Origin of the sequence: uncultured Erythrobacter sp. (assembly GCF_947502395.1) — a bacterium.
In the GTDB taxonomy this organism is placed as follows: Bacteria; Pseudomonadota; Alphaproteobacteria; order Sphingomonadales; family Sphingomonadaceae; genus Erythrobacter.
This window is the reverse complement of the sequence record NZ_CANMZM010000002.1, coordinates 506,342-525,055: the sequence shown is the minus strand read 5'-3', so window position 1 is coordinate 525,055 and position 18,714 is coordinate 506,342. Positions and strand designations below refer to the sequence as shown.

Here is an 18,714-nt window from a genome sequence, read left to right as displayed (position 1 = left end):
TTACTCGGCCGGAGGCGGTAACTTGCGCAATGTCATCGCCCCAAGGCTGCTTTCAAGGCGGAGTTTGCCTTCTTGCAAAACACCCGTGACGCCATCGAAATCAGCCAAGCCAAGATCGTTGCGATGAAACTCAATTTGAATGGTTTGTCTTTCGTTCACTTTGCGTTCGCCGACAAGTTCGAAAGGTGCCGAGAGCACTTGATAGCTGCTGAGATAAAACTCGATCGCCACCACCTTGTCGCAGCTCTCATCCGGGGACCAAACACCTTTGGACAACGCTGTGTTGATCAGATCGCCATTGGCACACAGGCCTCGCACGTCAGCATAGGTGAAGGGATCTTCAGTTCCCGCCCAATTGATCCGCAAGAACGGCCCGTCGCCCGTTTCCTCGATCCCCGACCAAACGAATTCTGGAGCAACCGGCTTCGGATCGCTTGTGAAGGCGATCATGCCTCCTTGTTCATACCAAGTCCCTTTTGCGCGCAGATCAAGGGAGCCCACTGACAAACCCCACTGGAAGGACCCGTCCGGGCGTACAACCATGCCCATGGCCGTTTCCATGCTGCTGCCATCATAGCGTCCGACGAATTGGGATTGCTCGGCGTTCTCTTCGCTCGGTTCGTGCGCCTGCTCTTGAGCAACAGCGGTGAGAGGCAGCGCCAAGGCGAAAAGCGATATGAGGGGTTTGAGAGGCATTTTTCAATTCTAACACGCGGTCTTCGCAAAAGCGAAAGCCGGTTCAGAAGACGCTCGTCAATCGCAATCCAGCGAGTACGCCGGTGCTGCGAGCGGCGATGGTGCTGTCGACCACCTGTATATTGGCAGTCAGGCCAAACCGGTCGTCGAACTGATAGGTATAGAAGGCCTCCACTCCTCGCTCATCCTCCAGCGTCAGCCGGAACGCGATATCGTCGATCAATTCATTGGTGAGCGAGTATTGAAAGTAGGCGAGGCCAAACCGGTCTTGCGGACGGAAACGCGGGTTCCCAGTAACTCCGAAGTAACCTGAAAAATCGAGGAAGGTCGGATCACCCATGGTCGCATGGAAACGCGCAATGATGCCCCAGCCCTTGCCCTTTGCTTCAGGGTAGCGCTTGACATACTGATAACCCGAAAGCTGCAAAGCAAGCTCGCCGCTTTCGTCCCCAAATGTTCCAACAGGCGGTGGCGGTGGGAAGAGCGGGGAAGGTAGTATGTCGCGCGCAAAATCATCTCTGTTCGAACCAACAAGCGCAAAAGTGTAAAATCCCGGGTTGCCGCCAATATTGGCGATGCGCGTAGCCGCGGCAAGAAATCCAACTCCATTTTCAAACGGATCTTCCAAGCCGCTGCGCCGATACTGCGAGTCCACATCAAAAACCCAAAGGCGGTAAATCACCTTTTGGGTGGGCACGGTTAATGCTGCGCCTGTAATTGTGTTGGGAGCGATGGCTGAAGGGGGAAAGGCAATACCGAGGTTTTGGAAGCCAAAATGCCCATTGCTCGCCTTGAGGGGCGTTTTTCTAGCCACATCGAGCAGGTTGAGTTTGCCCAGCTCAAATGTGGCTCCGCTGTCCCATTTGTATTCAAGGCTGGCCGAAAGATCGACCCGACCTCGGCCCTCACCACGGAAAAGAGCGGTATTGCTAGGAATCAGACCGATAACGCCGTTCGAATCTTCTCCCCAGCGAAACTCTGGGCGCAGGTTTAGTGTCAGTTTGGAAGACGCGCCGATAGCGCTTCCGTTAACGCGCACATAACCGTCGACACGGCCACCATATCGCAGCGTATTCGCGGCATCGCCTGCGACTGGAGCATCGAGGAATTGCGAGGCAACTATTTCGATATCAAACGGATCTGGCCGAGTTGGAGCGGGAGATGACTCTTGTTCGGAGACAAGAGGCAGAGAGGCATTTTCAGAAGATGCAGACCCAGTTTGCTGTGGGTCCGGTGTCTCCACGAGGCCGCGTTCCGGGCCATACGCATCATGCGCCATAACAGGTCTTGAAACCACCAGCACACCGATGCTCAACAACAAACAGCACGCAATTGTGCGGCTAATGCACAATGACATTGCCTATCGACCCTCTCTCACGGGGCACACTGCACTGCGCCAACTCTCTCCAGGATCCGGAATGGCCCCATAAGAAAAGGAAATCAAGAATTTGCGCCAGACTGACCGTTCGCCGCGGCGTCTTTGTTTAGCTTTGTGTCAATAATGCCACCTGGGCTTTGGGGAAATCAGCGCGGAAGTTCTGACACGCCCATAAGCGCTTCATCAACCGCCCGTGCGCATTGGCGCCCTTCGCGAATGGCCCAGACCACAAGACTTTGACCCCGGCGCATATCGCCGCAGGCAAAGACGTTCTCAACGCTGGTGGCGTAGTTTTCTTCATTCGCTGCAACATTGCCGCGATCCGAAAGCTCTACGCCAGATTGGTCGAGGAGGCCTGCCTTCACCGGGCCGACAAAGCCCATGGCAAGGAAGATCAGGTCAGCGGGGATAGTGAACTCGCTCCCCACAATCTCGCGCATTTGGTGCCGGCCTTCGTCGTCCTGCACCCATTCGACACGCGCGCACTCAAGGCCGGTGACTTTCTCACCATCGCCCACAACACGTTTTGTAAGGACAGCCCAATCGCGCTCCACGCCTTCTTCGTGGCTAGACGAAGTGCGCAGTTTCAATGGCCAGTTGGGCCATGTCATTGCCTTGTCTTCCTTTTCAGGAGGCTTGGGCATGATCTCAAGCTGAGTAACGGAAGCTGCGCCTTGACGGTTGGATGTGCCCACGCAGTCAGAGCCCGTGTCACCGCCGCCGATGACGACGACATGCTTGCCGGTTGCTTTGAGCGTTCCACGCGGTGCCGCACGCGATTCTTCGTCGCCTGCGTTACGCTTGTTCTGCTGGGTCAGAAATTCCATCGCCAAACGAACGCCGTTGAGTTCAGCGCCCGGAATTTGCAGCTGACGTGCGTTTTCCGCGCCGCCAGACAAGACAACCGCGTCGTAATTTTCCTGCAAAGACTGGAAGGAGACATCAACGCCCACTTCCTTGCTGGTTTTGAACGTCACACCTTCCGCTTCCATTTGGACGCAGCGGCGGTTGATGAGGTGCTTTTCCATCTTAAAGTCTGGAATGCCGTAACGAAGAAGCCCACCGATCCGGTCGTTCTTCTCAAACAAAGTGACCGAGTGGCCCGCGCGCGCCAATTGCTGGGCTGCTGCCATGCCAGCAGGGCCAGAGCCCACGACGGCGACCGACTTTCCGGTCTTCTTTTCGGGAACCTGCGGGGTAACCCATCCTTCTTTCCATCCGCGATCGACAATCGCGCATTCGATGGATTTGATCGTAACGGGCTGATCAACGATGTTGAGCGTGCACGACGCCTCACAAGGCGCGGGACAAATGCGGCCCGTAAATTCTGGGAAGTTGTTGGTTGAATGCAGCACGTCGAGCGCATTCTTCCAGTCGTTTTCATAAACGAGGTGGTTCCAATCCGGGATCATATTGTTCACCGGACACCCGTTGTGACAATATGGAATTCCGCAATCCATGCAGCGCGATGCCTGTGAGCTTAGCGTCTCATCGGATGGCTGCACCACGAATTCGCGATAGTTCTCAAGCCGCTTTTCCGGATCGATATAATCGCGTTCACGGCGGTCGAGTTCGAGGAAGCCTGTGTCTTTACCCATTGTACTGTCTCTTTATTCCCCAACCCTTACTCAGCTGCTACGCTAGCCGCTTCAAGGCGTTCGGCCTCTATGGCTTCGAGCGCGCGTTTGTAGTCGGTTGGCATGACCTTCACGAATTTGGTCAACGCATTGTCCCAATCGCCCAACAAGTCGGCGGCGACTGTGCTGCCGGTGTGGAGCTGATGACGCTCAACCAAGATACGCAGGCGCTCTGCGTCGTGACGCAGCATATCGCCCATGCCAAGGTCATTGACCGAGCGGGTGCGCTGGTTTGGACGGCCCCAAGAATCATTGGCGCCCTCATCCTCGTCCGCTTCGGCTGAGATGGCTTCCAACTCGACCTGCGCGTGGTTGACGAGATCGGAGAAACTGCCGTCTTCGTCATAAACGTAAGCGACACCGCCGCTCATGCCGGCTGCAAAGTTGCGGCCGGTTTTGCCAAGCACAACGACAACGCCGCCGGTCATGTATTCGCAGGTGTGATCGCCAGTGCCTTCGACAACGGCAATCGCGCCAGAGTTGCGAACAGCAAAGCGCTCTCCGCCGACGCCTGAGAAGTATGCCTCGCCCGAAATCGCGCCATAAAGCACTGTGTTGCCAACGATGATGTTTTCGTTCGCGGCGCGAGGCGCATTCTCGGGTGGCCGCACGATGATGCGTCCACCTGAAATACCCTTGCCGACATAGTCATTGGCATCGCCGACCAGATCAAGCGTGACGCCGTGCGCAAGCCATGCGCCGAAGCTCTGGCCAGCCACACCGGTCAGATTGATGCGAACTGTATCGACAGGAAGCCCCTCGTGCCCGTGCATCTTGGCGATTGTGCCAGACAGCATGGTGCCAGCGGTGCGGTTGACGTTGCGGATTTCGTAATTGAGCTCCACCGGCGTTTTCGCGCTGATCGCCTCACTCGCATCCTTGATGAAGTGATTGTCGAGCGCCGCATCGAGACCGTGGTCCTGCGTCTCAGTGTGGTTGAGCGCCGCGCCTTCGGGAAGCTCTGGTGCGTGGAGCAGGCGATCCAAATTGATCCCTTGCGCTTTCCAGTGCCGGTGCATGTGGGTCATGTCGAGACGGTCGACCCGGCCCACCATTTCCTCAACCGTGCGGAAGCCCATTTCGGCCATGATTTGGCGCAGTTCTTCAGCAACGAAGAACATGTAATTGACCACATGCTCAGGCTGACCGGTGAAGCGCTTGCGCAGCACAGGGTCCTGGGTCGCGACGCCCACTGGGCAGGTGTTGAGGTGGCATTTCCTCATCATGATACAGCCCGCAGCGATCAGAGGAGCAGTCGCAAAACCAAACTCATCCGCGCCTAGAAGCGCGCCGATAGCCACATCGCGGCCAGTGCGGAGGCCACCATCGACCTGCACCGCAATGCGGCTGCGCAGGTCGTTGAGAAGCAGCGTTTGCTGTGTCTCAGCAAGACCGATTTCCCATGGAGACCCGGCGTGCGTCAGCGAGGTTAGCGGCGATGCACCGGTCCCGCCGTCATAGCCAGAGATCGTCAGGTGATCGGCCTTCGACTTCGACACACCGGCGGCAACCGTACCCACGCCCACTTCGGAGACGAGCTTAACGGAAATCCGCGCCGACGGCTGCACGTTTTTGAGATCGTGGATCAGCTGAGCCAAATCCTCAATCGAGTAAATATCGTGGTGCGGCGGCGGGGAGATAAGACCCACGCCCGGCGTCGAGTGACGCACCGCGCCGATACGCTTATCGACCTTGTGACCCGGCAGCTGACCGCCTTCACCCGGCTTTGCGCCCTGCGCCATCTTGATCTGAATATCGTCGGAATTTGCGAGATATTCTGCCGTAACGCCAAACCGGCCCGATGCCACCTGCTTGATCCGGCTGCGCATGGTGTCGCCGTTTTCGAGCGGGGTGAAGCGGAACGGTTCTTCGCCGCCTTCGCCGGTGTTTGAGCGCCCACCAATCCGGTTCATCGCAATCGCGAGCGTCGAGTGCGCTTCATGACTGATCGAGCCAAAGCTCATTGCGCCAGTAGAAAAGCGTTTCACGATTTCGCTCGCGGGTTCGACCTCGTCAATGTCGAGCGGTGTATCGGCTTTCTTGAACTCCATGAGACCACGGATCGAAAGCAGACGTTCGCTTTGCTCGTTCACCGACTTCGCAAACTCTTCATAACTTGCTTGAGCATTGCCGCGCACCGCATGCTGCAATTGCGCGACATTGTCCGGTGTCCAAGCGTGCTCTTCACCGCGCAGACGGTATTGGTAGATACCGCCCACATCGAGCATTCCCGCATAGATCGGATTGTCGCCGTAAGCTTGCGCATGGCGGCGAATGCTCTCTTCTGCGACTTGCTCAAGACCCACGCCTTCGATGGTGGTCGCAGTGCCGGTGAAGTATTTGGCGATGAACTCGCTCGAGAGACCAACCGCGTCGAAGATTTGCGCGCCGCAATAGCTCTGGTAGGTCGAGATGCCCATTTTGGACATAACCTTGCGAATGCCTTTACCGACCGCCTTGATGTAGTTCTGCTGAACTTCGTCTGCGGTGAGATCGGCGTGCTTTTTCGCGCGGATATCTTCGAGCGTTTCGAAAGCGACGTAAGGATTGATCGCCTCGGCGCCGTAGCCTGCGAGAACGCAGAAATGATGCACTTCGCGCGCTTCGCCGGTTTCTACGACAAGCCCGGTTTGCATCCGCAGACCCTGGCGCACGAGGTGGTGATGCACCGCCGCTGTCGCCAAAAGCGCGGGCATCGGAACGCGGTCCTCGCTTTGTGCACGATCAGAGATCACAAGGATGTTCTGGTCTTGAAGCACCGCTTCAGTTGCCGCCCAGCACATTTCCTTGATCGCCATCTCGAGGCCCTCGGCCCCGGTGCTGGCATCCCAAGTCATGTCGATGGTTTCACAACGGAACGCGCCGTCCAAAACCGCCTCGACCGAGCGGATTTTCGCCAAATCATCGTTGGTAAGGATGGGCTGTTCCACCTCAAGCCGTTTGTGCGTGCCCGCATCCTGACCAAGCAGGTTCGGGCGCGGACCGATCATGGAGAGAAGGCTCATCACCAGCTCTTCACGGATCGGATCAATCGGCGGGTTCGTCACCTGCGCGAAGTTCTGTTTGAAATAGTCGTAGAGCAGGCGCGCCTTGTTCGACAGCACCGCAATTGGCGTGTCGGTGCCCATGGAACCGATCGGATCGTCAGCCTTGACCGCCATAGGTTCCAAGAATTTGGTCACATCTTCCTGAGTGTAACCAAAGGCTTGCTGGCGTTGGAGAAGTGTCGTTTCTGAAACGGGAAGCTCAGAAAGTTCAGGCTCAATCTCGCTGATATCGGCAAGCTTATACTGCGCCTGCTCAAGCCACTTCTTGTAAGGCTTGGCCTCAGCAAGGTCAGCCTTGAGCTCTGCGTCTTCAATGATCCGGCCTTCTTCAAGGTCGATCAAAAGCATTTTTCCGGGCTGCAAACGCCATTTTCGGGTGATGTCTTCTTCAGCAAACGGCAGAACACCGCTTTCGGAAGCCAGGCACACGATATCGTCTTTGGTGACGCAGAAACGCGCGGGGCGAAGGCCATTGCGGTCCAATGTCGCGCCGATTTGACGACCATCGGTGAAGCACACAGCGGCTGGGCCATCCCACGGCTCCATCAATGCTGCGTGATATTCGTAAAACGCGCGGCGTTCCGGGTCCATTTGATCGTTGCCGCCCCAGGCTTCCGGGATGAGCATCATCATGGCGTGCGCGAGGCTATATCCGCCTGCGAGCAGCAATTCCAAAGCGTTATCGAGGCACGCCGTATCCGATTGCCCGTGCGGGATGATCGGCCACATCTTATCAAGGTCTGGCCCCAGAAGGTCACTTTCCATTGTACGACGACGCGCATTCATCCAGTTCACATTGCCGCGATTGGTGTTGATCTCACCATTGTGCGCAATCAGGCGGAAGGGGTGAGCCAAACGCCAGCTGGGGAAAGTGTTGGTCGAGAAACGCTGGTGCACAAGACCCAGCGCCGAAACGCAATCGGGATCGCGCAGATCGTCATAGAAACTGCGCACCTGCTCACAAAGCAAGAGGCCTTTGTAGACAATCGTCCGGCTAGAAAAGCTCGGTACGTAAAGGTCGGTGAGACCCGGGAGGCCGTGCTTTTCCTGAAGCTTCGCGAGCGGGTTTTGGACCTGTTTGCGGATCACCAGAAGCTTACGCTCAAATGCGTCCTGATCTTCGCAGTTTTCGCATTTACCGATGATCGCTTGTTGGATCACGGGCATGGAATCAATCACCGCCTTGCCAAGACCATCGAGCGTGACCGGAACATCGCGCCATCCCAGAAGGACCTGGCCTTCTTTCGCGATGAACTTTTCAAATTGTTCTGTGACAAAGCTGCGAGCTGCCTCATCTTGAGGCATAAAGCACATGGCAACGCCATATTCGCCCGCTTTGGGCAGGTCGACACTATGCTCGCCCGCCCATTTGCGGAAAATTGGATCAGGGATCTGCATAAGCAGGCCTGCACCGTCGCCAAGCAAAGGGTCAGCGCCAACAGCACCGCGATGGTCGATCCGTTCAAGAATCTGCAGCGCTTGCTCGATAATGGCATGACTTTTCTCGCCCTTGATATGGGCGACCATGCCCACTCCGCAGGCGTCATGTTCATTTAACGGGTCGTAGAGACCCTGGGAATCTGGGTGTCCCATGGCGAGGTTCCAATCTGTCAGATGCCACTGCTCGAAGGCTCGCGCGCTCAGGGCGCGGCAATGGCGAAAAACATCGGGCCCGCGCACCTCAAGGTGAGTGGGCTCCGCTTGGGACCTCTATTGCAGATGGAATATCTATATTGCAACCGCGAACAGTGAAATTTAATTTCACCATGGGTTAAGCCTCGCTTCTTTTACGCAAGACCTTTTGCAAGAAACGCGCTGTCTCAGTCAAAACCGGCCCGTCAGGCGGCGCCGCGCACTTCCTGCAATCTGGCCAGAGCGTTCTTCAATTCATCTTCGGTTTGGTCGATCTGGCAATTTGCTACTGCTGCTGAATTGCCTTTGTCGAAGCCGGCGTCGGTAAACAGCGCGAGTGCCTTGAGGGCCTCGGCGAGTGCGGCTTCGCGCGCAACTTCTTCGCTGGAAGTCGACGTGCGTTCTTTAGACTGGCGATCGTGTAGAGCAGCAGCAAAACGCTCGATCATTTCAACGAGACTAAGTTCCTGGGTTGGCGTCTGGCGCAGCTTTTCAATAGCGCTTTCAGGGACCTGCGCGTGTGGCGGCTTTGCATTTATCTCTTCAGGAGTGGTTGCAGCAGGCTTTTCCACCCAAACCGCATCGCGGCCGGGCATTGCCGCAAATTCGCTCAAATCAAGCGCGCGAGGTTTATCACTCTTTTGCGAGATTGTGTCCGCATTGAGCGGTGCAAAATCGGCTTGCTCTAGCTCAGTAAGTTGAGGCTCGGGTATGACCTGAGGGTCATCGACGGCCGCTTGAACAGCTGGGGTTGTCACCTCTTCGCAGGTTGAAATTTCGTGCGATTCGACAAGAGTCTGCCCTGATTCTTCGCCGCTCAAGGCCCGCCCGCCTTTGTGTTGGTCTTGAGGTTGCCCTTCGAAAACCTCGGTTGCTTCGATTCTGAAGCCGCGCCGCGCCAGATCTCCAAGGCTCGGTTCGGCCTGCTCCTCGTCCTCTTGAATCTCGCTGAAGTCAGCAAGTTCGCCCTCGTCGTGAGTATCGGCTGTTTCGATTGGAGCATCCAGGCTGTCGCTGCCCAAATCCGCAGTCGGATCGATCGGCTCTACGTCGAGCCGTTCTAAGTCTGAAGTGAGAATGCCGTCACTTTGCTTGACCAGTAATCGGTGAGCTAGGGCTCGGGAGATGATAAAACCGAGCACACCACCGAAGATTCCCATGCCAAGCGCAAGGATCAGACGTGCAGTCATAAGGGGCAGGTAAACCCCGGTGAGCGAGGATATGCGCGCGATCGCTTGGTCGGGAAGAACCAGCACGACCAGGGCAAGAACCAGACCACTCCAGATCGTCATCACAGGCAAGAAGGCGCTGTGCTTGGGCAGGGCAATATAGGCGGCAAAGCCGGTTGCCTTGGCCTCATGACTGCTGGTGTCAGCTTCGTCTATTCCCACCGCATCTGCGTGTTGCCGAGCGGTTTTCCTTTTGAGAGTACTCAATTGCATTGCGCCTAACCGCCTTTACCGAGCCATCCGGCAAGTCTTGTTCGCCTCAGGCTTGTAATCCCTGTTCGCGGTCCACCCGAGGGGATGAACCTGCGTTCAAGGCTTGAGTTAAGAGGATATGGTAAACATCGAGATAACGCCGCGCGTTCAAATGCCAGTCGTGGTGTTCTTTGACGTGGTTCAGGCCATTGCTGCGGAAGGCCTCCCATTCCGACCGTCTTTCAATGAGTTCGTTCAATGCATCGGCGCAGGCTACGGGATCATCGGGTTCAAAAAGAACGCCGGTTTGGCCATGGGTGATAAGCTCACGGTGGCCACCCACGTTGGACGCCGCCACCAGCCGCTGCTGAGCCATCGCTTCGAGCGGCTTTAAGGGCGTGACCAGATCGGTGAGACGAGAGGCTTTGCGCGGATAGGCGAGCACGTCGATGAGCGAGTAATAACGTTCAACTTCATCATGGGGCACGCGGCCAGTGAAGATCACAGCTTCTGGCTCGGGAAGAGCCGCCGCGGCAGCTCGCCATGCTTGGTCCATATTGCCTGCGCCGACGAGTAGGAGCCGTGCGTCTGGATTCAACTGACGTAGGATTGGCATGGCTTGGATTAGATCGTCCACGCCTTCGTAATCGTAGAAGCTCCCGATGTAGCCGATCACTGGTGCACCGCGGTCTAGGCCTAGCTCGCTGGCAAGCGCCTCGTCACGCGCGCAAGGCTCGCCAAAAAGGGTGAGGTCGACGCCATTCGGCATCACGCCGATCTTGCCGCCGGGAATACCACGTTCGATCAGATCTTCACGTAGGCCGTTGCAAATCGTGAAAACCGCATCGGCACCTTGGGCGATTTGTGTCTCAAGGCCGCGGGTTAGGCGATATTTAAGCGACCCTTCTGTACCGGATAGGTTGCCCACCGCCGCATCCTCCCAAAAGGCGCGGATTTCATAGACGAATGGTACACCTAACTTTCGCGCAGACCGCATCGCGCCGCCGCCACAAAGCGCTGGTGAGTGGGCATGGATCACGTCCGGACGCCATTCTTCGGCAAGCTCAAGGATTGCGTCATTGAGCGCCGCCATCTCGCGGAACTCGGAAATGCCGACGGGCCCCCTGGGTGTGCCAGCGGTGCGGTGGAAGGTGAGCCCGTCAAAGGTCTCTTGGGCCTTCGTCCACTTCGCCTCATTATTATGGCGCTGCGACGTGATGCCGCGCACCTCTAGCCCAGCTGCTTCCTGTGCTTTCAGAATGGCACGCGTGCGGAAGGTGTAGCCGCTGTGGAGCGGGAGCGAGTGGTCAAGAACGTGGAGAACTCGTGTCATGCGCTGCTGCATAAACCGATTGTGCTTAACGCCGCGTCAACCGCATTGCCGTAAAGCGCGAAGACATGATCGACTATTTCGCTCTTGCTTTGGGACACGGCTTGCTTGTGCTTGTGTTCATCCGGCTTGTCATGCGCGACAGCCTGGATGTCGATCCTGCGATCTCTGAACTCAAACAAGAGGCTGACGCAAATCGCGGCAGCAGAAAAGCAAGGAGACGCGTTCGCGGACAGAAAGCGGTGCTATCCACTCGATCCTCGCATAGCGATGCTTCCGAAGCATGATCGATTTTGTCTTTCTTGGCTTTATCGGCTTCGTTTTGGCGTTGGGTTTGAGGCGGCCGTACCTGTGGGTGCTGCTCTATGTCTACATCGACATTCTGGCCCCGCAGCTGATCGGCTACGGTGTAATCCAAAGCGTGCCAGTTTCGCTTGTCGCCTTTGGTGCCGCGTTCACCGGCTGGGTCTTGTTCGACCGCAAGGAAGGCGCGCGCTTTACCTTTCGCCAGTTCCTGATGCTGGCGCTGCTCCTTTATTGTGCATTCACATTGCAATTCGCCGATTTCCCTGAGAACGCGGCAACCAAATGGGATTGGGTGTGGAAGGCGCTGGTCTTCGCAATCTTCCTGCCGCTCACGATCACGACAAGGGCTCGGATTGAGGCGTTGGCGCTTACCATGGTGCTGGCCGTTGGTATGATCGTGATCTCTACGGGAATGAAGACCGTTCTGGGTGGAGGCGGCTATGGCAGCCTCAAGTTCTTCGTCAAAGACAACAGTGGGATTTATGAAAGCTCTACCCTTGCAACGGTGGCGATTGCGCTCATCCCGGTAATCGCTTGGTTCACCCGCTTCGGCACCATCATCAAGCCGCATTGGACGGTGACCACCTTTGCTGTGCTCCTGTGCTTTGCCTGTCTCATGATTCCCATCGGGACCGAGGCACGCACAGGGCTTGTCTGTATTGCCGCGCTCGGCGTTTTTCTGCTGCGCTACACAGAAAAGCGCCTGATCTTTGTCGCAGCGGCCGGCGTCCTTGGATTGATCGCGCTGCCGTTTCTGCCTCAAAGCTATTATGAGAGGATGGCGACTATCGCGCAGCCGGGCGGTGATGAAAGCGCCTCAACACGGATGCAGGTCTGGGCTTGGACCATCGATTATGCGTCGGAAAGGCCGCTTGGTGGTGGGTTCGACAGTTACCGTTCGAACTCCTTCACCTACAAGCTGCCGGTGCGCGAAGAGGTGGGGAACACCACTACAACCGAATATCGCGAAGTGACTGACGAGGCACGCGCCTTCCACTCAGCCTTCTTCGAACTTCTGGGCGAGCAAGGCTATCCCGGTCTGATCATCTGGTTGCTGCTCCATGGGCTGGGCATTTATCAGATGGAGAAGACGTATCGTCGATGGCGCGGCAAGACCGAAGAAAGCGAGGCGTGGATCTCGCCACTGGCCGCTGCATTGCAGATTGCTAGCCTCATTTATCTTGTCGGCGCGACGTTCCAGGGGATCGCATATCAGCCGGTCATGCTGATGATCGTCGGCCTGCAAATTGGGCTTTATTCCTATGTCACAAGGCTTGATTCGGCGCAGGAGCTAGCAGGGCGGGATTTGGTCGCCGACCGTGCCTCAAATCGCACCCGTAGAGCTCCTCGTGGACGAGAAAATGCCAGTAAAGCTGCGGGTGCCGTAACGATATAGGTCCAGTCACCGTACAACCTTATGCTTTATCGTTGCGTTTGCAGCTGGCTCCTGCCAATGAAGGGCTAAGTTAACGTAAACGTAAACCTGGCTGCGCCGTTCATGGAGGGCAGCAATAAAGGCAGAGGAGCAACGGATATGACACCGCAGGAATTGGCCGCCAAGGTAGGCGAAAACATCGGCACATCCGAATGGGTCGAAATGACTCAGGAAAAGGTCAACATGTTCGCCGATGCGACCGGCGATCATCAGTTCATCCACATTGATGAAGAAAAAGCCAAACTGACCCCATTTGGCGGCACCATCGTGCATGGCTACATGACCTTGTCGATGTTGCCTTATCTTGGCGCCAACAGCGACACGCCAAAGATCGACGGTGTGAAGATGGGCGTGAACTATGGCGGCAATAAAACCCGTTTCATCTCGCCGGTTCGCGTTGGCAAGCGTATCCGCGGTCACTGGAAGCTGCTCGAAATGGTCGAAAAGCGTCCTGGTCAGTGGCAGCAAACAGCGGAAATCACCATTGAGATCGAAGGCGAAGACAAGCCTGCTCTGATCTGCGAATGGATCACCATGCTTTTCGTTTGAACGAACAAGACTTTCAGGGCGCATAGATTTCCCCGCGCCCATTTACCCTCTCCAGTCCCGACCTTACGTCATAGGGGGGACGAGCAACCCTGTTTGAAAGGACACCCCGAACATGTCACGTGACGCAGTCATCGTCTCCACCGCCCGCACCCCAATTGGCCGTGCGTATAAAGGCGGCTTCAACGCAACACCCGGCGCAACGCTCGGCTCATTTTCTTTTGCGGCTGCTGTCGAGCGTTCCGGAATTGACGCTGCTGAAATCGATGATGTCGTTTGGGGAGCGGTTCTGACCCAGGGCACGCAAGCTGGCAATATTGGTCGCCAAGTCGCGCTTCGCGGCGGCGCGCCTACTTCGGTTGCGGCGCAAACTATCGACCGTCAGTGTTCATCAGGCCTTATGGCAATCGCAACGGCCGCCAAGCAGATCATTGTCGACAATATGGACGTGGTCGTTGGCGGCGGTCAGGATTCGATCTCAATGGTCCAGACCCCTGAGATGCGCGTCGCTCCCGATCCCTCTCTCATCGCGATGCACAAAGATGTCTATATGCCAATGCTCGGCACCGCAGAGACGGTTGCAGCGCGCTATCAAGTGAGTCGCGAGGCTATGGACGAATACGCTCTGCAATCGCAGCAGCGTACGGCTGCTGGCCAGGAAGCTGGCCATTTTGACGCTGAGATCGTGCCTGTCACCACAACCATGATGGTGAAAGACAAGGCAACAGGCGAAGTCAGCCAGGTTGAGCACACATTCAGCAAGGACGAAGGCAACCGTCCTTCAACCACGCTCGAAGGTCTCCAAGGGCTTCAGCCGGTAATGGGTCCGAACATGACCATCACGGCTGGCAACGCATCGCAGCTGTCAGACGGTTCTTCGGCATCGGTTCTGATGGAAGCCAAGCTTGCAGAGCAAAAAGGTCTCCAGCCGCTGGGCCGTTATGTCGGCATGGCGGTTGCCGGTACCGAGCCTGATGAAATGGGCATTGGTCCTGTTTTCGCCATTCCCAAGCTGCTCAAGCAAACCGGCCTCACAATGGACGATATCGGCCTGTGGGAACTGAACGAAGCCTTCGCCGTGCAGGTTCTCTACTGCCGTGACCGTCTGGGCATCGATAACGATATCCTCAACGTCAATGGCGGCTCGATCTCGATCGGTCACCCTTACGGCATGACAGGCGCACGTTGCACCGGTCACGCCCTTATCGAGGGCAAGCGTCGCGGCGCGAAATACGTGGTCGTCACGATGTGTGTCGGCGGCGGCATGGGCGCAGCGGGCCTGTTCGAGGTCTTCTAAAGCTTCATCAAACCAAATCAGAAAGAGGCGCCGCGGTATCACCACCTCGGCGCCTTTTTTGTTGTGTGGCCAGAGAATGGAGCGACTTTTCTTGCCTTTAGCGCGCTCTTCGCCTCTGTTAGGCTGCGCAGTGGGAGCAAGAGAATGACCAACGGAACCGAAGCGACGATTCAAGCGAAGGCACCAAAGGGCTTGTCCACGCGCTTGCAATCCGCAGCGTTGTTAGCGGAGATCATCGGCGCGCTCGCCATCGTCATCTCGCTGATCTTTGTCGGCATGCAAGTCCAGCAGAACACACAGGCCACTCGCGCGGCATCGGCGTTTGAAGTCAATCGCATGTGGGCACGAAACAGTTTCGGGCTCGCAGAGGATCCGAGCACCGCGCTGTTGACGCGCAAATTGCTTGATCCTTCAAACATGGTCGACGATTTTGACGAAGAGGAACGAGCCCGCGCTGAGTTGGTGATACAGGGCACAGTCCAAGGGCATCTTGCGGCGTTTCGTCTTTTTCAGGAAGGAAGCCTGTTGCGGCGGGATTGGGAGGTGCACGGCAAATGGGCCGCGCGCTTCCGCCGCTTGCCTCTCGTGAAACTCTATTACGACAGCACCATCGCTGCAGGCTTGTACGATGCAGAGTACATCGCTGAAATCGAACGACTTGATGCGCTGATCGGCGAAGACACGCCGCGTCTCAGCGATTACGCACCCGCAGCCATTGCCGAAGAGGCAGAAACGGGGAGCGAGCAATGACCCTTGAGGATTTCTACTTCATCAGCCAGATTTTGGCGGCGCTTGGGATTATGGCCTCGCTGATCTTTGTCGGCCTGCAAGTTCGTCAGAGCACCCGGCAAGCCAAGGCCGATGCCGCGCAGGCGGTGCACGACAATTTCGCGAAGTGGTATCTCTCCTTCTCTGAACACCCGCATCTTTCGGAGATAGGGATCAAAGGCTTGGCCGGTCTCGACAATTTGACGCCACAAGAAACGATGCACTTCATCACGAGTATACTCGCCGTCTTATCCTACACCCAGAGCGCGTTCTATAAATGGCGCGAGGGCGACTTGGACGATGAGCTTTGGAGGAGCTGGGAGCGGTCCTCGTTATCCTATCTCGACACCAAGGGCGGCAAAGAGCTCTGGGCGCTGCGCACTTACGCGTTCACGCCTGAGTTTGTGGACTATGTAGAGGCAAATCTTCTGAATACGCCTTTACCCGAAGGCGCGCGGCCTTGGGTAGAAAACCAAGGCGCAGCGGGGCCCCAAAAAGCGAAAGTCACGCCATGACCCTCGAGGATTTCTACTTCATCAGCCAAATCGCGGCGGCGCTTGGGATTATGCTGTCGCTGATCTTTGTGGGCCTGCAAATCCGGCAGAATACTGTGCAGTCTAAGGCAGAAGCGGCCGAAGCCTCGCACCGCGCTATGATTGAGTGGTACTATCACCAGAGTCCGGAAAACGCTGCCATTATGGCGAAGGTGGCTCAGCCCGATACAGAGTTAACCGATGCAGAACGCTACTCCTTTTTTGCCATCTCCATGCCGCTTCTAATGAACATGCAAGAGGCGCACGCAAAGTGGGTTGACGGGTCACTTGATGATAGTCGTTGGGAGTTCTGGGATGCTTATGCAAACGTGCTCACCTTCCGCTCGTTGGCTGATGAGATTTGGGAGCATCGAAAGGCGCTCTTCACCCCACGCTTCCGCGACTATTTTCAAGGCAAGCTGGACGCGCGCGATCCGAGCGATGTGACCGGAACATGGCAAACGCCCCATTCCCCTAGCGAACCGTTGAGAGCCAAGAGCGAGGGGCGCAAATCATGACCTTCGGAAACCCATGCTGCACTTCTCGCCTCACCCGAATTCACCAAATAGCGGCGTAGGCCAATGGGCATCATCGAGATCATCGGCATCGCGGGCAGCGTGAGCCTGCTTTCAGGTTGGCGGCTGTACCTGTGCATCTTTGCAACCGGGCTTGCGATGCGATTGGAAGCGCTGCCTGTGCCAGAGCATCTCGCCAGCCTTGGCGTACTTGAAAACCCGTGGGTCATGAGCATCGCCGCTATCGGAGCATTAGCCGAGTTTTTTGCCGACAAAGTCATGTGGCTCGATAGCGCTTGGGACACTATTCACACGCTGGTCCGGCCCGTTGGCGGCGCATTGCTGGCGCTGGCGATTGTCGATCCATCCGACCCTGCGACACAAGTTATCGCCTTCCTGCTTGGCGGTGGGGCAAGTTTCCTCGCGCATGGTGGCAAAGCAAGTGCTCGGGCGGTGGTGAACACCTCGCCAGAGCCTGTCAGCAATGTCGCTGTATCGACGGCAGAGGATGTCGCCACGGTTGGCCTCTTGTGGTTCGCCTATGAATACCCCTTCGCCGCAGCTGGCGTCGCGGCAGTTTTGCTCGTCTTGGTCATCGGCCTTCTCTGGATGGCCAAGCGGGTCATCAGCCGTCTCTTTTTCCGAAGCCCTAAGGAAATTCCCGAGGGTTAAACACCGCCTCCCAATGGCCGTTTTGCCCCTCACACGGGAGCATTTATGGCGCATTATGATTTCATCGTTCTAGGAGCAGGCCCCGCAGGCCGTCGGGCAGCCATTCAGGCGGCAAAGCTTGGTAAGTCAGTGGTGGTCGTGGATGACCGCGCAAAAGTAGGCGGGGTTTCGGTCCACACCGGCACCATCCCCTCCAAAACCCTGCGCGAGACAGCACTGAACCTTTCCGGCTGGCGCGAGCGGGCCTTCTATGGGCAGGGCTATCGCACGCGCACCACCATTTGCTCTGATGATCTAGACCAGCGCATCGGCAAGACCTTCGATTACGAAGTCGCCGTGCTCGAACACCAATTTGCGCGCAACGGTGTGCAGACGATCAACGGCCGTGGTTCCTTTGTGAGCCCCCATGAGATCGCGGTCCGGCGCGAGCTTGACGGTTCCTTCGTTGAGGAGGTTATCAAGGCCGACAAGATCCTGATCTCAGTCGGCACGCGGCCTTTTCGCCCGGCGCATATCCCGTTCAACAAAACCAACGTCTTCGATAGCGACAACTTCATCCTCCAGCCGCAGATGCCCAGCAGCCTGACGGTTGTCGGCGGAGGTGTGATTGGCCTTGAGTATGCAACGATCTTTAGCGCGCTCGACATTCCCGTGACGCTGATCGAACCAAACGAGCAGCTCCTGCCGTTTATGGACAAAGAGATCGTCGACCACCTCGTCCAATCCATGCGTGAACGGGGGATGTCATTGCGCCTGGGATGTTCACTCTCCTACATCCACTTCAGTGAGAGTGGCGATCCAATCTGTCAGCTTGCCGATGGTCGTTTGATCGGCTCGAAGATGGTTCTATTCGCCGCTGGTCGCGAAGGCGCAACCTCCAGCCTCAATCTAAAAGCCTGTGGTCTGGAAGCAGACAGTCGTGGTCGATTGGAGGTCGATCGCACGACCTTCCAAACCAACGTGCCCAACATCTATGCTGCCGGTGATGTGATCGGTTTCCCGAGCCTTGCCTCCACCTCAATGGAGCAGGGGCGCGCGGTTGCCTGTCATGCGTTTGGCAAGGCGATTGCGGCGGATGATCAAAAGCCACCCTATGGTGTCTATGCGGTCCCTGAACTGTCGTCCGTGGGCATGACAGAGGCCGATGCGCAACAAGCAGGCATCCCTTACGAATGCGGCATTGCGCGGTTCAAGGAGACATCGCGCGGGCATATTATGGGACTTGAGGCAGGTATCCTAAAGCTCATCTGCCACCGCGAGACGCGCAAACTTATAGGCGTTCATGTCGTAGGTGAGGGTGCCTCAGAGCTGGTCCACATCGGCCAGGCTGTGCTCATTCTGGGCGGCACAATCGACTATTTTGTTGAGAACAGCTTCAACTATCCGACTTTGGCAGAAGGGTACAAAGTGGCTGCGCTCGACCTATGGAATCGACTGCAGGTGTCGCCCGCAAAGTCAGAGGCCAAAAGCGTTGCGAAACGCAAAAAGAAGGCGGCCTAGG

Annotated in this window: 15 protein-coding genes; 9 read left to right on the top strand and 6 right to left on the bottom strand. The window is 56.8% G+C overall.

The annotated features are described in order from the left end of the window. The 6 genes from Q0778_RS08810 to Q0778_RS08785 all read right to left on the bottom strand — a co-directional run bounded on the left by Q0778_RS08810 (window position 1) and on the right by Q0778_RS08785 (window position 11,144). Complete coding sequence (locus Q0778_RS08810; RefSeq protein WP_298335511.1) at window positions 1-696, bottom strand: hypothetical protein; 696 nt, start codon at window positions 694-696, stop codon at window positions 1-3. Between the two features lie 43 nt (window positions 697-739). After that, window positions 740-1,975 carry a carbohydrate porin gene (locus Q0778_RS08805; RefSeq protein ID WP_298335509.1) on the bottom strand — a complete coding sequence of 412 codons (1,236 nt, stop codon included), beginning with the start codon at window positions 1,973-1,975 and terminating at the stop codon, window positions 740-742. 245 nt (window positions 1,976-2,220) lie between these two features. Next, entirely contained in the window at window positions 2,221-3,672 is a 1,452-nt protein-coding gene (locus Q0778_RS08800; RefSeq protein WP_298306943.1) for a glutamate synthase subunit beta, read from the bottom strand. A 26-nt stretch (window positions 3,673-3,698) separates the two neighbouring features. After that, complete coding sequence (gene gltB / locus Q0778_RS08795) at window positions 3,699-8,351, bottom strand: glutamate synthase large subunit (RefSeq protein ID WP_298335507.1); 4,653 nt, start codon at window positions 8,349-8,351, stop codon at window positions 3,699-3,701. A gap of 245 nt (window positions 8,352-8,596) precedes the next feature. Beyond that, complete coding sequence (locus Q0778_RS08790) at window positions 8,597-9,832, bottom strand: hypothetical protein (RefSeq protein WP_298335505.1); 1,236 nt, start codon at window positions 9,830-9,832, stop codon at window positions 8,597-8,599. Between the two features lie 46 nt (window positions 9,833-9,878). Beyond that, window positions 9,879-11,144, bottom strand: a complete 1,266-nt coding sequence (locus tag Q0778_RS08785; protein ID WP_298335503.1) for a TIGR04063 family PEP-CTERM/XrtA system glycosyltransferase — start codon at window positions 11,142-11,144, stop codon at window positions 9,879-9,881. 65 nt (window positions 11,145-11,209) lie between these two features. Here Q0778_RS08785 and Q0778_RS08780 point away from each other — a divergent pair, with 65 nt between their 5' ends. The 9 genes from Q0778_RS08780 to sthA all read left to right on the top strand — a co-directional run bounded on the left by Q0778_RS08780 (window position 11,210) and on the right by sthA (window position 18,713). Then, on the top strand, window positions 11,210-11,428 hold the full coding sequence (locus tag Q0778_RS08780) for a hypothetical protein (RefSeq protein WP_298306959.1): 219 nt from the start codon (window positions 11,210-11,212) through the stop codon (window positions 11,426-11,428). After that, window positions 11,425-12,843 (top strand): putative O-glycosylation ligase, exosortase A system-associated, encoded by a 1,419-nt coding sequence (locus Q0778_RS08775; protein WP_298306961.1) that lies wholly within the window; start codon window positions 11,425-11,427, stop codon window positions 12,841-12,843. The genes Q0778_RS08780 and Q0778_RS08775 overlap by 4 nt, the downstream gene beginning before the upstream one ends. Window positions 12,844-12,981: 138 nt before the next feature. Then, window positions 12,982-13,431, top strand: a complete 450-nt coding sequence (locus Q0778_RS08770; protein WP_298306964.1) for a MaoC family dehydratase — start codon at window positions 12,982-12,984, stop codon at window positions 13,429-13,431. A gap of 112 nt (window positions 13,432-13,543) precedes the next feature. After that, on the top strand, window positions 13,544-14,725 hold the full coding sequence (locus tag Q0778_RS08765) for an acetyl-CoA C-acyltransferase (protein WP_298306967.1): 1,182 nt from the start codon (window positions 13,544-13,546) through the stop codon (window positions 14,723-14,725). 144 nt (window positions 14,726-14,869) lie between these two features. After that, the gene (locus Q0778_RS08760) at window positions 14,870-15,475 is read left to right on the top strand and encodes a hypothetical protein (protein ID WP_298306970.1); all 606 of its coding nucleotides are present in this window, start codon (window positions 14,870-14,872) and stop codon (window positions 15,473-15,475) included. Then, window positions 15,472-16,008 carry a hypothetical protein gene (locus Q0778_RS08755; RefSeq protein WP_298306972.1) on the top strand — a complete coding sequence of 179 codons (537 nt, stop codon included), beginning with the start codon at window positions 15,472-15,474 and terminating at the stop codon, window positions 16,006-16,008. The genes Q0778_RS08760 and Q0778_RS08755 overlap by 4 nt, the downstream gene beginning before the upstream one ends. Further along, the gene (locus Q0778_RS08750) at window positions 16,005-16,544 is read left to right on the top strand and encodes a hypothetical protein (RefSeq protein ID WP_298306975.1); all 540 of its coding nucleotides are present in this window, start codon (window positions 16,005-16,007) and stop codon (window positions 16,542-16,544) included. Before Q0778_RS08755 ends, Q0778_RS08750 begins: the two co-directional genes overlap by 4 nt. A 63-nt stretch (window positions 16,545-16,607) precedes the next feature. Further along, a complete protein-coding gene (locus Q0778_RS08745) occupies window positions 16,608-17,213 on the top strand; it encodes a DUF4126 domain-containing protein (RefSeq protein ID WP_298335501.1) in 606 nt (201 codons plus the stop codon). Between the two features lie 45 nt (window positions 17,214-17,258). Beyond that, window positions 17,259-18,713, top strand: a complete 1,455-nt coding sequence (gene sthA / locus Q0778_RS08740) for a Si-specific NAD(P)(+) transhydrogenase (protein WP_298335499.1) — start codon at window positions 17,259-17,261, stop codon at window positions 18,711-18,713. Window position 18,714 lies beyond the last annotated feature (1 nt).

Bases quoted from the DNA above. Each gene is read 5' to 3' on its own strand.
- Q0778_RS08810 (WP_298335511.1), bottom strand. From the start codon at position 696: ATGCCTCTCAAACCCCTCATATCGCTTTTCGCCTTGGCGCTGCCTCTC.
- Q0778_RS08805 (WP_298335509.1), bottom strand. From the start codon at position 1,975: ATGGCGCATGATGCGTATGGCCCGGAACGCGGCCTCGTGGAGACACCG.
- Q0778_RS08800 (WP_298306943.1), bottom strand. From the start codon at position 3,672: ATGGGTAAAGACACAGGCTTCCTCGAACTCGACCGCCGTGAACGCGAT.
- gltB (WP_298335507.1), bottom strand. From the start codon at position 8,351: ATGGGACACCCAGATTCCCAGGGTCTCTACGACCCGTTAAATGAACAT.
- Q0778_RS08790 (WP_298335505.1), bottom strand. From the start codon at position 9,832: ATGCAATTGAGTACTCTCAAAAGGAAAACCGCTCGGCAACACGCAGAT.
- Q0778_RS08785 (WP_298335503.1), bottom strand. From the start codon at position 11,144: ATGACACGAGTTCTCCACGTTCTTGACCACTCGCTCCCGCTCCACAGC.
- Q0778_RS08780 (WP_298306959.1), top strand. From the start codon at position 11,210: ATGATCGACTATTTCGCTCTTGCTTTGGGACACGGCTTGCTTGTGCTT.
- Q0778_RS08775 (WP_298306961.1), top strand. From the start codon at position 11,425: ATGATCGATTTTGTCTTTCTTGGCTTTATCGGCTTCGTTTTGGCGTTG.
- Q0778_RS08770 (WP_298306964.1), top strand. From the start codon at position 12,982: ATGACACCGCAGGAATTGGCCGCCAAGGTAGGCGAAAACATCGGCACA.
- Q0778_RS08765 (WP_298306967.1), top strand. From the start codon at position 13,544: ATGTCACGTGACGCAGTCATCGTCTCCACCGCCCGCACCCCAATTGGC.
- Q0778_RS08760 (WP_298306970.1), top strand. From the start codon at position 14,870: ATGACCAACGGAACCGAAGCGACGATTCAAGCGAAGGCACCAAAGGGC.
- Q0778_RS08755 (WP_298306972.1), top strand. From the start codon at position 15,472: ATGACCCTTGAGGATTTCTACTTCATCAGCCAGATTTTGGCGGCGCTT.
- Q0778_RS08750 (WP_298306975.1), top strand. From the start codon at position 16,005: ATGACCCTCGAGGATTTCTACTTCATCAGCCAAATCGCGGCGGCGCTT.
- Q0778_RS08745 (WP_298335501.1), top strand. From the start codon at position 16,608: ATGGGCATCATCGAGATCATCGGCATCGCGGGCAGCGTGAGCCTGCTT.
- sthA (WP_298335499.1), top strand. From the start codon at position 17,259: ATGGCGCATTATGATTTCATCGTTCTAGGAGCAGGCCCCGCAGGCCGT.